We start from the raw sequence: 12,877 nt of genomic DNA, 5'->3' as shown, positions 1-12,877 counted from the left end.
CGGGCTTTCACCGGGCCGGTCGAACAAGGAAGACATTACACGGCTGGCGGCCAGGAAGGGAAATCGGGTCCGCGGCCCCGGCGCATGCCGGACCGACCCCCGGCGGGCGGGCACCCGCCCCTCGGCGCGGGCCCGGCCAGTCCTCGGCGCGCCTTCGGTGCGCGCGTGGTCAGCCTTCGGCGTGCGCCAGGTCAGCCTTCGGCGTGCGTCTCGTCGAACTCCTCGCGGGCGGCCAGCATCTGCCCGGTCCGCTGCTCCGTCCACCGGCCGAGCGGCGCCAGCAGTACGGCCAGCTCCCGGCCGAGCGGCAGCAGGTCGTAGACCACCCGCGGCGGCGTCTCCGGGAACACGGTGCGGCGCACCAGTCCACTGCGCTCCAGGCTGCGCAGCGACTGGGTGAGCATCTTGCGACTGACCCCGCCGACGCCGCGCTGCAGTTCGGAGAACCGCTGCTGCCCGCAGGCGGCGAGGCTCATCAGAATCAACATCGACCACTTGTCGGCCAGTTCGGCGAACATCGCGCGGCTGGGACAGAGCTGGGCGAAGACGTCGAGCTCCTGCTCCCGGTCCTGCCCGCCCTCCCGTTCCTGCCCCTGCCGCCCGGTGCCGCTCTCCGCCCGGGCCGCTTCCTCCGTCGTCATGCCGTCCAGGGTAGCCCCGCGGTCTCCAATCCACCCTTGGTAACTAATGGAGACTTGGTCTATATTGGAGACCGGTCGACGGGCCGGGGTGCGGCAGCACGCCCCCCGCCGCCGCTCCCTGCCTTGCCCCTGCCTTGCCTGCGTTGCCCCTGCCCGCACCCGTTCCCGTACAGGAGTGCCCCCGTATGACCGCCATCCGCCCGACCGTCGCCCTCGCCTACCACTCCGGCTACGGCCACACCGCCGTCATCGCCGAGGCCGTCGCCCGCGGCGCCGCCGCCGCCGGCGCCGAGGTCGTCTCGATCGCCGTCGACACCATCACCGACGAGCAGTGGGCCCAGCTCGACGCCGCGGACGCGATCGTCTTCGGCTCCCCCACCTACATGGGCACCGCCTCCGGCGCCTTCCACGTCTTCGCCGAGGCCACCAGCAAGCGCTGGTTCTCCGACGCCTGGCGGGACAAGGTCGCCGCCGGCTTCACCAACTCCGCTTCCAAGAGCGGCGACAAGGCCGGCACCCTCGGCTTCTTCCAGACCCTCGCCGCCCAGCACGGCATGAGCTGGGTCAACCTCGGCCTCAAGCCCGGCTGGAACGCCACCACCGCCACCGAGAACGACCTCAACCGCCTCGGTTTCTTCAACGGCGCCGCCGCCTCCAGCCCGTCCGACGCCGGCCCCGAGGCCGTGCACAAGGCCGACATCGCGACCGCCGAGTACCTCGGCGAGCGGGTCGCCCAGCACACCGCCGTCGTGCTGGCCGGCCGCGCCGCCCTCGCCGGCTGACCGCACCGCACGGTCGGCACCTACGCCGCCGGGTCCGCCCCCAGGAGGGGCGCCCGGCGGCGTCCGCCGTCCACCGCCCCCAACTCCGCGCCACCGGTCTCCGGCAGCAGCCACAGGCACCCCAGCGCCACCGCGCCCAACCCCACCAGGTACCAGCCGACCGGCTCCGCCGTCCCGTACGCCTCCGTCAGCCGCGTCGCCACCAGCGGCGTCGTCGCCCCGCCCACCACGCCGCCCAGGTTGTACGTCAACGCGGCACCCGTGTACCGCACCCGGGTCGGGAACAACTCCGGCAGGAACGCCGCCACCGGCCCCATCAGGCACCCCAGCACCACCAACGCACCCGCCAGCGCCACGAACATCAACGGCCGGCGCACCGTCTCCAGCAGCGGGAACAGCACCAGCGACCACCCCGCCGCCAGGCCCGTCGCCCAGCACAGCGTCCGCCGCCGCCCCCAGCCGTCACTGCGCGACGCGCTCACCCACACCGTCACGCCCATGCCCAGCGCGCCCACCAGCAGCATCACCAGCACCAGCGAACTCGCCACCCCGAGCCCGGACGTCGCGTACGCCAACGCGTACGTCGTGGTCAGGTAGAACAGCGCGTACCCCACGGTGATCGCCCCGCAGCCCAGCAGCACCGTGCGCCAGTGCCCGCGCAACACCTCCACCACCGGCGCCCGGTCCCTCGGCTCGTCCGGCCGGAACAGCGGCGTCTCCTCCAACCGCAGCCGCACGAACAGCCCCACCGCCACCAGCCCCAACGACGCCAGGAACGGCACCCGCCAGCCCCACTCCCGGAACGCCCGCTCGTCCAAGCCGAGTTGGACCGCCAGGAACACCCCGTTCGCCAACACGAACCCGCTCGTCGGCCCCAACTGCAGGAACGCCCCGTACCGCCCCCGCCGCCCGGCCGGCGCGTTCTCCGCGATCAGCAGCGCCGCCCCGCCCCACTCCCCGCCCAACCCCACGCCCTGACACACCCGCAACGCCACCAGGGCCACCGGCGCCCACCACCCCCACGACCCGAACCCCGGCAACACCCCCACCGCCGCCGTCGACAGCCCCATCAACAGCAGCGACACCACCAGCGTCGCCTTCCGCCCCACCCGGTCCCCGAAATGCCCGAACACCACCGCCCCCAGCGGCCGGGCCAGGAACGCCACCGCGTACACCGAGAACGCCGCCAACAGCGCCCCCACCGTGCCCAGTTCAGGAAAGAACACCGACCCGAACACCAAGGCCGCCGCCGTCCCGTACAAAAAGAAGTCGTAGAACTCGATCGCCGTACCGATCAGCGCCGCAGCCGCCGCACGCCTCAACTGCCCCGCCCGCCGGGCTTCCTCCGCATCCATACCACCACCCTGGACACCAGCCCGCCCCGCCACCAGCCCCCACCCGAGTGACCCCCGCGCACACCCCACCCCACGCGCCCCCGGCTCAACACCGCAGGCGCACACCAGCGCAGGCCCCCGGATCACCGCACGTACGGGTCCTCCCCCGGCGGCACCGCAGGCTGTCCACCGGCCTTCCGCCGCCGCAGCACGACGAACACCACACCGACGACCAGCACCAACCCACCCACCACACCGGCCACGACCGGCAATGCACCACCCGAGCCGGAGGACTTCTCCGCCGCCGGCCCCACCGGAGGCACCCCCACGGCCACCTCACTCGGACTCGGGGCGGCCGTACTCGGCGAAGGCGTCGAAGTAGCCGACGGGCTCGCCGACGCGGACGGGCTGGCCGAAGGCGCAGTCTCCGCCGCCGGAACCGGAGACACGTCCGCCGGCCCGGGATCACCAGGGTCCGCCAGAGCGACCCGAGGCCGCACTACGCCATAACCGACATCATTGTTGCGGACGGATCCATCAGTCGGCTTCCCGGCCGTATTGATCAACACCCGCAGAACCTGATTCGCCGACCAATCCTTGTGAATAGACCAGATCAATGCAGCCGAGGCAGAAACCAGTGCAGTGGAATCCGAAGTTCCATGGCTCTTGCAATAGCCGGTAGGGCCAGTGCAAGCCTCGATCATGTCTACGCCAGGAGCAGCAAGAATGACTTGCGGACCCTGCTGAGACTCTGCCGTCGCAATGACATCGCGACCAACCGCCCCCACCCCTACGACGTTGGGCAACGCTCCCGGATACTCGACCAGATTTCCTGACTGCGCAGAGTTGCCAACACTGGAAACAACCAGCGAACCCTTTGCCCTCGCCATCGCAATGATTGAATTCAACTTGGCCACGTCGCCGGGCGATGTCCTGGCAGCAGAAATTCCCTGCGAGATGTTGATGACCTTTACACCCTGATCGACCGCATAGGTGATGGCCTGTCCAATCTGGCCAAGGAAATCGGCAGAGACAAGCGCCCCCTCGGTCCCATTAGCAATCTTCAACGGAAGGATCTTTGCTTCTGGCGCCAGCCCGTAAGCTCCGTTCCCTCCTTTCGCCTTTCCAGACCCCGCAATGAGACTGGCCATCTGTGTTCCATGCCCCTCAGAGTCGAACCCGACTCCACCAGAGCTGCCACTGAAGTCCATGCCAGGCAAAAACTGCCCCACGAGATCCGGATGATCCATCTTGAAGCCGCCGTCGATCACTGCAACAGTGATCCCATCGCCTTTGGAAATCTTCCACATCTCCGACGCGTGCATGGCGTCCAAGTGCCACTGATCCGCACGGATCGAACCATCGGCAACCGCTGGGGCTTCGGCTGTACCGACCAAAGTCACCCCGGTCAGGAGTGCCGTAGCAAGCACCTGCCAACGCACTCGCGCGTTCGTCCGCCCCATCGCAACTCCTCGTCAATCTCTCCGTCGACCGGGGAGCGTGCCCCGAACAGGTCTGCCCGGCCACCGGGAGAGCCCAGTGGCCGGGCAGTCGTTGCCGTCCTACTCAATCACGTCCGGGTTGCTGTGCGGCGTACCGCTGGTCCAGGTCTCCTCGTCCTCGTGGAGGTAGTCGGCCCGCTTGCGGCGATCGCGCTCGTTCCGCCCGGAGTGACCCGCCGTTCCAGGGGCCATCATGCCGTTCTGCCCCGAACGGGCTTCGCCCTCGGCGACTCCCGCAGCAGCCGCCCGGTTACGCAGGCCCGTACCACCCGGCGTGAACTCCCCGCCAGCAGCCGGTCCCTTGCGGCCGCCGACCGCTCCCCCTCCGGTCGAGGTCAGGCCCCGGCCCCGCGAGCTGCCACCCGAACCAACGACTCCGGAACCACCACCCATCCCCGGATGCATGCCGCCCACCCCGCCCGTGCTGCCGGCTGCTCCCGCCCGACCCGCCTGGGCCTCGCGCGCGCCGAAGACCGTCCCGCTGGGCAGACCCGGGCTGCCACCGGACTTTCCCGGCACCGAGCCACCGCCGAACGGAGCCGTACGGGCGGGGATCGAGCCCCCGCCCCTGCCGGAGACGGATCCGCCACCACCCTTGGCCGGGATCGAGCCACCGCCGACCCCGGCCGAGAAACCGGTCACCGGGCCGCCACCTGGACCACCCGGATATCCCGGGGTGCCACCGGGGCCACCCGGGTATCCGGGAATCCCACTCGGACCGTCAGGCGAGAGACTTCCACCACCACTGGGGCCGAGCGGGCCGGTCTGACCTGGCAGGGTCGGCACGGTCGGCAGGCTGTCGAGGCCGGTACCGGGGCGGCGGACGGGTTCCGACGGCACAGAGGGAGGCGTCGAAGAGCCCGGGTCCACCGGCGTCGGCGGCACCTGGCCACCGCTTCGCGGAGGAATCGGGCCACCGTGTCCCGACTCGCTCGGCACCTGCGAGTCCGACCTGGGGTTGTGAATCGAGACCGAGCCGCCGCTGTAGCTGCCGCCGGACGGGCGGTAACTCCCACCGGCGGTACTGGTACTCGTACGAGCGTTGCGAACAGTGCCTCCGTAGCTGCCGCTGTATCCGTCATCACCCGAGTAGTTCGACTTGCCATCGCGATTGCCCGTGTCCGGCGTGCCCGGCAGAGCCACGTCCCCGAGCCCGGCCAGCTTCGTCGTCGCCGCCTCGTACGCCTGCCCCAGCTTCTCCATCTGGTGGATGGCTTCCTGGTGAGCCTTGTAGACCCGCTGGGAGGCGGCCAGAGCCTCCGTCTCGGTGACCCAGGAGCAGTTCTGCTTCTTCATCATGGCATCGACGGTGGCGGTGGTCGGCCCGGCCGGGGTGAAGTTGGCGCTCGTGAGCGCCAACTGGTTGGGCGCCCCCTGGGTCGAGCGCGTCTTGACGATGTCGACATCGTCGTGTGGCACGTCCGGCACGGCCACCTTGGCGGTGCTGAGTGCCTCACCGGCCTGGTTCATGGCGTCGCCGGCGGTTGTGGAGTAGTCACCGAGCAACGCGGCAGACTGCTGCAGGTTGCCGGCCCAGGTCTTGAAGCTCTCGGCGGCCGGCCCTTCCCAGCTGACGTTGCCGATGTGCGATTTGAGTGCCGCGCCGAGTTCCTTCAGGACACGGCCGGCCGACTGCAGCTGAGTCCCGCGACTCAGCACCGTCGTGGGGTCGGTGCTCTGGACCATTTTCTTGAGCTGGGCGTGTCCGACGCCCTCGAAGTTCGTTCCGTCTGCCACTACTTACTCCCCGTTTCCCCGTGGGCACCCTCGCCGACCACCATCAGAAGCCCTCGCCGCCGGCCCGCGTCGGCGTGGGGCCGCCCGCGTTCTTCGCGACGGCGTTCTGCGCGGCCGCCGTGTCGTCCTCGTTGGCCGAGTAGTTGCCCGCCGTCGCCGCGACCGCGGTCTTCATCGCCTCGATCTGCGCCACGAAGTCCTTGTGCAGCTTGACGAGCTGGGTGTGCACCTTGTCGTAGGCCGCGGTCAGGGCCGTCGCTTCGGCGAACTCCGCGCTGGCGAAGCTTCCGCCGGTCAGCTTCTGTTCCTGGAGTTTGTACGGGGCCGCCGGGGAGCCCTCCATGGCCTGGAGCAGGGCTTCGATCTTCTTGGCGAACGCGGTGAGCGTGTCGAGCTCGACCTTGACGTCCTTCTTGCCGAAGGCGGACACCAGGTCGGCGGCGCTGACGTTCGTCTGCACGGTGCTGACGAGGGGGCCGAACCCCAGCATGTGGCTGAGCATAAATGGCGTGACGTCACCGGACGTGTCCGGACTGGCCCCCGTGTTCGGTGGAACCTCTCCTGCCACAGCAGTTCACCTCTCCCCCGTACGGGCGGCGGTTCGGGGTAGCCCCGGGGCCGCCGCTCCGCAACATACCGTCAACTTCTCGGTCGTACAGTGCTGGTCGGTGCACCGCCCGCCCTGGGGGCGGTCTCCGCCTCCGTAATCGTAGCCACCGCCCCTGTCGGGTCGGCAGGGCCCTTGGCCCGCCTGTGCGGGATCGGTACGAACTTGACACGTGCGGCCCTCGGGGGTGTCGCGCCGGGCCCCGGTAGACTGGTCTCGCCCGGTTGGACCGGGTACGCCCCCATCTGCCGCGCAATGTCGCACAGCAGCGACCCATGGCCGCAGAACGGACGTGACCTGATGCCCGCAGACGAGTCCGCCCCCTCCTGGTGGGCCCGTGCCGCCCGTCCTTCCCGGCCGCCGGTGCCGCTGGCGCTGATGGCCCGCGCGGCGGTGGGCATGGCGGTGCCGCTGGCCGCAGGGCTGCTGGCGCACCGGCTGGATCTGGGGGTGTTCGCCGGTCTGGGCGCGATGCACGCGACGATGAACGACCGCGCGGAGCCGAGCGGCCTGCGGGTGCCCCGGATCGTGTCGGCGGTGCTGGCTTCGGCGCTCGGCATGCTGATCGGCACTTCCCTCCAGCACGCGCACGTTTCGGCGGTGGTGCTCGGTGCGGCGCTCACGTTCACGGCGTTCGCGTCCGGCGCGCTGAGTGCGACGGGCCCGCGGGGTTCGGCGGCGGGGATGCTGCTGCTGGTGTCGGCGGCGTTGGGCAGCGGGATGCCGTTGCCGGATCCGTGGTGGGCGGCGGCGCCGATGATGCTGGCGGGTGCCGCGTTCGTGGTGGTGCTGGGTCTGCCGGGGGGCGCGCACCGCCGTCCCGCCTCGGATCCGCGCAACCGTGCGCTGGCGGCCGTGTACGAGGCGTTCGGCCGGACGCTGGCCGATTTGGGCACGCCGCAGGGCGCGGCTTCGCGCCAGGTGTTGACGGCCCGGTTGAACCAGTTGCAGGACCTCCTCCCGCGACCGCACCGCCCGGGGTCGGAGTCCGCCCGTACGGTTCGGCTGCGCCGGATGTACGAGGCGGCGTTGGCCGCCACCGAGGCGGCGACGGGCCTGTTGTGGGCGTGGCGGCCGGTGCCGCCCGAGGTCGCGGAGGTGCCGCTCCGGTTGGCGGACGCGGTCCGGCGGGGCGGCGGCGAGGTCGCCGTTCCGCAGTGGCAGCCGGACACGCCGTCCCGGCAGGCCCTGGACGTGGCGTTGCGCGCGGCGGCCGACACCGTGGCCGGCCGGGAGGCGGAGGTCGGTACCGCCCCGGCGCCGCCGCCCGATCCGTGGCGGCTGCGGGTGCGGCTGCTGTCGCGCGGTTCGGTCCGGTACGGGCTGCGGGTGGCGTTGTGCATCGCGGTCGGTTCGGCGGTGACGGCCAGCTACCCGCTCAGCAAGAGCTACTGGGTGCCGATGACGATCGCCTTCGTGTTGAAGCCGGATCTCGGTTCGGTGTTCCTGCGGGCGGTGAGCCGCTCGGTCGGCACGGTGCTCGGGGTGGCGGTCACGGCGGCCGTGGTGTCGCTCACGACCGACGCGTGGGTACTGACGGCGATCGCCGCGTTCTGCGTGGCCCTGCTGCCGTACGCGACGGCGGCGCACTACGGGCTGAACACGGTGGCGATGACGCCGATGGCGTTGATCCTGCTCCAGTTGGGCGGGCAGAGCAGCGCGGCCGAGTTCTGGCCGCGGGTGCTGGACACGGTGCTCGCGAGCGCGATCGTGCTGCTCTTCGGCTATCTGCTGTGGCCGGAGCGTCCGCGGCACCGGATCGAGCCCCGGCTGGTGGACGCGGCCACCGCGCTGCGGGCCTATCTGGACGCGGTCACCGGGGACGCGGGCCGGGCCGAGGTGTGGCTGCGCCGTACGGCGTACCGGGCGTTGGAGGACGCCCGCCAGGAGGTGCGGCAGGGGCTGGCCGAGCCGCCGCCGACGGGACGGTTGGCGGAGCAGTGGCTGCCGGCGACGGCGGCGTTGGAGCGGCTGGGCGGCGCGGTGGCGGCGTTCGCGGCGCAGCTGCGGTACGGCGGCCGGGTGCCGGATCCGGCGGAGGTGGGGCGGGTGCGCCGGGCGCTGGACGAGCTGACGGCGGCGGCCCGCGAGCACCGCCCGCCGACCGGGGCGGCGGCCCGCCCGACGGCGCCGCACGACCCGGCGCGCAGTGCGCTGGGCCGTGCGGCGGACGAGCTGGAGGCCCTGCTGGCCCGGTAGGGCCCGACCGGAGTCCCGGTCCCGGCCAGAGGACTCCGACCAGAACTCCAGCCAGAACCCCGATCAGGACTCCGATCAGGACTCCGACCAGAACCCCGACCGGGGCTCAGACCTGCTCGGCCAGCTCCAGCCAGCTCAGCTCCAGCTCCTCCTTCTCCTCCCGGACGGCGCGCAGCTGCGCGTCCAGCTCCGCGACCTTGGAGAAGTCGGCGGCGTGCTCGGCGAGTTGGGCGTGCAGCTTGGACTCCTTCTGGTCCAGCTTGGCGATCTGCCGCTCCATCTTCTGCATCTCCTTCTTCGCCGCCCGCAGGTCGCCGCCCGACAGGGCCGACGCGGCGGTCCCGGCGTCCGAGCCGCCGGACGCCGCGGCCGAAGCGGTCGAGGCGGTCGAAGCACCCGACGCGGCCGAAGCGGCGGCGGCGATCGAGGCGGCCATCCGCGCCCGCCGCTCCAGGTACTCGTCGACGCCGCCCGGCAGCATCCGCATCTTCTGGTCGCCGAGCAGCGCGTGGACGACGTCGGTGGTCCGCTCGATGAAGAACCGGTCGTGGCTGATGACGATCATCGAGCCGGGCCAGCCGTCGAGCAGGTCCTCCAGCTGGTTGAGGGTCTCGATGTCGAGGTCGTTGGTGGGCTCGTCGAGGAACAGCACGTTGGGCTCGTCCATCAGCAGGCGCAGCAGCTGGAGCCGCCGCCGCTCGCCGCCGGACAGGTCGCCGACGGGCGTCCACTGCTTGTCCTTGCCGAAGCCGAACTGCTCGCACAGCTGGCCGGCGCTCATCTCCCGGCCCTTGCCGAGGTCGACGCGCGAGCGGACCTGCTCGACGGCCTGGAGCACCCGGATGGCCGGGTCCAGTTCGACGACCTCCTGCGACAGGTAGGCGAGCCGCACCGTCTTGCCGACCTTGATCAGACCCGACGCGGGCTGCACGTCGCCCTCGGAGGCGTACGCGTCGCGCAGGGCGCGCAGCAGCGAGGTCTTGCCGGCGCCGTTGACGCCGAGCAGGCCGATCCGCTCGCCGGGGCCGAGCTGCCAGGTGAGGTTCTCCAGCAGCAGCTTGGGGCCGGCCTTGACGGTGACGCCTTCCAGGTCGAAGACGGTCCTGCCCAGTCGCGCGTTGGCGAACTTCATCAGCTCGGACCGGTCCCGGGGCTCCGGCACGTCGGCGATCAGGGCGTTGGCGGCCTCGATCCGGTAGCGCGGCTTGGAGGTGCGGGCGGGGGCGCCGCGGCGCAGCCAGGCGAGTTCCTTGCGGGCGAGGTTCTGGCGCTTCTGCTCCTCGACGGCCTCGATCCGGGAGCGCTCGGCGCGGGCGAAGACGTAGTCGGAGTAGCCGCCCTCGTACTCGTGCACGGCGCCGCCCTGGACGTCCCACATCCGGGTGCAGACCTGGTCGAGGAACCAGCGGTCGTGGGTGACGCAGACCAGCGCGGAGCGGCGCTTCTGCAGGTGCTGGGCGAGCCAGTTGATGCCCTCGACGTCGAGGTGGTTGGTGGGCTCGTCGAGGACGATCAGGTCGGGCGAGCCGAGGAGCAGCTTGGCGAGGGCGATCCGGCGGCGCTCGCCGCCGGAGAGCGGGCCGATGACGGTGTCGAGGCCGTCGGCGAAGCCGGGCAGGTCGAGGCCGCCGAAGAGGCCTTCGACGATGTCGCGGATGCGGGCGTCGCCGAGCCACTCGTGGTCGGCCCGGTCGGCGATCACCTCGTGCCGGATGGTGGCCGTCGGGTCGAGCGAGTCGTGCTGCGTGAGGACGGCCAGCTGGAGGCCGCCGTTCCAGGTGATCCGGCCGCTGTCGGCCTCCTCCAGCTTGGCGAGCATCCGGATCAGGGTGGTCTTGCCGTCGCCGTTGCGTCCGACGACGCCGATCCGGTCGCCTTCGCTGACGCCGAGGCTGACTCCGTCCAGGAGGGCGCGGGTGCCGTAGACCTTCGTGACGGACTCGATGGTGGCGAGGTTGACGGCCACGTCTGCTGCGCTCCTGGGATTGGCGGTCTCGGGGCGGCCCGCCGGTCGCGGCCGGGCACCCCTGTCGGGGACGCCCCGATCTCCCCAGCCTAATGGGCCCGCCGAAGCGCCCTCACCGCCTGCGGCGGCGGGGGCCCGAAACCGGCGGGCCCCGAACCGGCGAAGCCCCTACGGCACGGGCGGGGTCCCCACCACACGAGCGGGGTCCCTACGACACGGGCGGGGTCCCCGAAACCGGCGGGCCCTACGGCACCAGCGCCGCCCCCGGCACCGGCCCGTACGTGGCGTGCGCGGTCCGGCAGGTGCCGGAGGCCCGCAGCGCCTCGGCGACGGCGGCGGCCGCGTCGGCGTCCTTGGCGAGGAACGCGCAGGTCGGCCCCGAGCCGGAGACGAGGGCGCCGAGCGCGCCGGCCTCGGTGCCGGCCCGCAGGGTGGCGGCGAGCGCGGGCCGCAGCGAGAGGGCGGCGGGCTGGAGGTCGTTGGCGAGGGCGGCGGCCAGGGCGACGGCATCGCCCTGGGCGAGGGCGGCGAGCAGCGCGGGGTCGGCGTCGGGGGTGCGGACGTCGGTGTCGCTGGAGCCGGTGCCGGCCTCCTCGCGCAGACGGTCGCACTCGCGGAAGACGGCGGGGGTGGAGAGGCCGCCATCGGCGACCGCGAACACCCAGTGGAAGGTGCCGTCGACGGTGAGCGGCTGCAGGATCTCGCCCCGGCCGAGGCCCAACGCGACGCCGCCGAGCAGGGCGAACGGCACGTCGGAGCCGAGTTCGGCGGCCAGCTCCAGGAGGGTGTCGAGGGGGGTGTCGAGCTGCCAGAGCGCGTCGCAGGCGACCAGCGCGGCGGCCCCGTCGGCGCTGCCGCCGGCCATGCCGCCGGCGACCGGGATGGCCTTGGCGATGTGCAGGTGCACGCCGGGGTCCGCGATGCCGTGGTGGGCGGCGAGCAGGCGGGCGGCGCGGGCGGCGAGGTTGCTGTCGTCGAGGGGGACGACGTGGGCGTCCGGCCCGGTGCAGGAGAGCGTGACGCCCTCCCCCGCCGTGGCGGTGACCTCGTCGCCGAGGGCGACGGCGAAGAACACGTTGGCCAGGTCGTGGAACCCGTCAGCGCGCAGTCCGCCCACCCCGAGCTGGACGTTGACCTTGGCCGGAACCCGCACGGTGATCACTGGGAGTCCGCCTCCGGCTCGTGCTCGGCGATCTCCGGCTCGTGCTCGGCGATCTTCGGCTTGTGCTCGGCGATCGCGGCGAACTGCTCCACCGTGAGCATCTCGCCGCGCAGCTTGTGGTCGATCCCGGCCGCCGCGAGCGCCTGCTCGGCCCCGGCGGCGGAGCCGGCCCAGCCGGCCAGCGCGGCCCGCAGGGTCTTGCGCCGCTGGGCGAACGCGGCGTCGACGACGGCGAACACCTCCCTGCGGCTGGCGGTGGTCTTCGGCGGCTCGCGGCGAATCAGCGAGACCAGCCCGGAGTCGACGTTGGGGGCGGGCCAGAACACGTTCCGGCCGATGGCACCGGACCGCTTCACGTCGGCGTACCAGTTGGCCTTGACGGACGGGACGCCGTACACCTTGTTGCCGGGCTTGGCGGCGAGCCGGTCGGCGACCTCGGCCTGCACCATCACCAGGGTGCGCTCGATGCTGGGGAAGGTCGCCAGCATGTGCAGCAGGACGGGCACGGCCACGTTGTACGGCAGGTTGGCGACCAGCGCGGTGGGCGCCGGCCCGGGCAGCTCGGTGACCTCCATGGCGTCGCTGAACACCAGGTCGAAGCTGTCGACCTTGCCGGGCATCCGGGCCGCGACGGTCGCCGGCAGGTGCTGTGCCAGCACCGGGTCGATCTCCACCGCCGTGACGTGCGCGGCCACCTCCAGCAGCGCCAACGTCAGCGACCCGAGCCCGGGCCCGACCTCGACCACCGCGTCCTCGGCCGTCACCCCGCCTGCCCGGACGATCCGCCGCACGGTGTTGCCGTCGATGACGAAGTTCTGCCCGCGCTGCTTGGTCGGCTTCACGCCGAACGCGGCCGCCAGCTCCCGAATGTCGGCGGCGCCCAGCAGGTGGCTGTCAGGGGTGGGGTCGGTGGTGCTCACGCGCCAAGGATACGGGCGCGCGGGGCC

The 12,877-nt window shown here is 72.1% G+C and carries 10 protein-coding genes; 2 read left to right on the top strand and 8 right to left on the bottom strand.

Translation table 11 applies throughout. From position 1 onward, the window contains the following. Window positions 1-191: 191 nt before the first annotated feature. Window positions 192-641, bottom strand: coding sequence for a helix-turn-helix domain-containing protein (locus tag AB0O19_RS11930; protein ID WP_363585326.1), 450 nt, complete (start codon window positions 639-641; stop codon window positions 192-194). 185 nt (window positions 642-826) lie between these two features. On the opposite strand from AB0O19_RS11930, the gene AB0O19_RS11925 reads away from it, so the two are divergent. Beyond that, window positions 827-1,423, top strand: coding sequence for a flavodoxin family protein (locus AB0O19_RS11925; RefSeq protein WP_363619223.1), 597 nt, complete (start codon window positions 827-829; stop codon window positions 1,421-1,423). A 20-nt stretch (window positions 1,424-1,443) separates the two neighbouring features. Here the strand turns inward: AB0O19_RS11925 and AB0O19_RS11920 are convergent, their stop codons facing one another. The 4 genes from AB0O19_RS11920 to AB0O19_RS11905 form a co-directional block, all read right to left on the bottom strand. After that, window positions 1,444-2,778, bottom strand: coding sequence for an MFS transporter (locus AB0O19_RS11920; protein ID WP_363585328.1), 1,335 nt, complete (start codon window positions 2,776-2,778; stop codon window positions 1,444-1,446). A 122-nt stretch (window positions 2,779-2,900) separates the two neighbouring features. Then, window positions 2,901-4,220 carry a S8 family serine peptidase gene (locus AB0O19_RS11915; protein WP_363619222.1) on the bottom strand — a complete coding sequence of 440 codons (1,320 nt, stop codon included), beginning with the start codon at window positions 4,218-4,220 and terminating at the stop codon, window positions 2,901-2,903. 99 nt (window positions 4,221-4,319) lie between these two features. Next, a complete protein-coding gene (locus tag AB0O19_RS11910) occupies window positions 4,320-5,996 on the bottom strand; it encodes a hypothetical protein (protein ID WP_363619221.1) in 1,677 nt (558 codons plus the stop codon). Between the two features lie 43 nt (window positions 5,997-6,039). Beyond that, window positions 6,040-6,486 (bottom strand): hypothetical protein, encoded by a 447-nt coding sequence (locus AB0O19_RS11905; protein WP_363619220.1) that lies wholly within the window; start codon window positions 6,484-6,486, stop codon window positions 6,040-6,042. 417 nt (window positions 6,487-6,903) lie between these two features. Between AB0O19_RS11905 and AB0O19_RS11900 the strand changes: the two genes are divergently transcribed. Continuing rightward, window positions 6,904-8,802: an FUSC family protein gene (locus AB0O19_RS11900; RefSeq protein ID WP_363619219.1), complete on the top strand. Its 1,899-nt coding sequence runs from the start codon at window positions 6,904-6,906 to the stop codon at window positions 8,800-8,802. Window positions 8,803-8,908: 106 nt separating this feature from the next. Here the strand turns inward: AB0O19_RS11900 and AB0O19_RS11895 are convergent, their stop codons facing one another. The 3 genes from AB0O19_RS11895 to rsmA form a co-directional block, all read right to left on the bottom strand. Further along, entirely contained in the window at window positions 8,909-10,768 is a 1,860-nt protein-coding gene (locus AB0O19_RS11895) for an ABC-F family ATP-binding cassette domain-containing protein (RefSeq protein WP_363619218.1), read from the bottom strand. 244 nt (window positions 10,769-11,012) lie between these two features. Continuing rightward, window positions 11,013-11,930, bottom strand: coding sequence for a 4-(cytidine 5'-diphospho)-2-C-methyl-D-erythritol kinase (locus AB0O19_RS11890; protein ID WP_363619217.1), 918 nt, complete (start codon window positions 11,928-11,930; stop codon window positions 11,013-11,015). Then, window positions 11,927-12,850, bottom strand: a complete 924-nt coding sequence (gene rsmA / locus AB0O19_RS11885) for a 16S rRNA (adenine(1518)-N(6)/adenine(1519)-N(6))-dimethyltransferase RsmA (protein WP_363619216.1) — start codon at window positions 12,848-12,850, stop codon at window positions 11,927-11,929. The genes AB0O19_RS11890 and rsmA overlap by 4 nt, the downstream gene beginning before the upstream one ends. Window positions 12,851-12,877 lie beyond the last annotated feature (27 nt).

The organism is Kitasatospora sp. NPDC091276, assembly GCF_040684355.1.
In the GTDB taxonomy this organism is placed as follows: Bacteria; Actinomycetota; Actinomycetes; order Streptomycetales; family Streptomycetaceae; genus Kitasatospora.
Note: the sequence above shows the minus strand (reverse complement) of the source record. Positions and strands in the feature narration are given on the sequence as shown.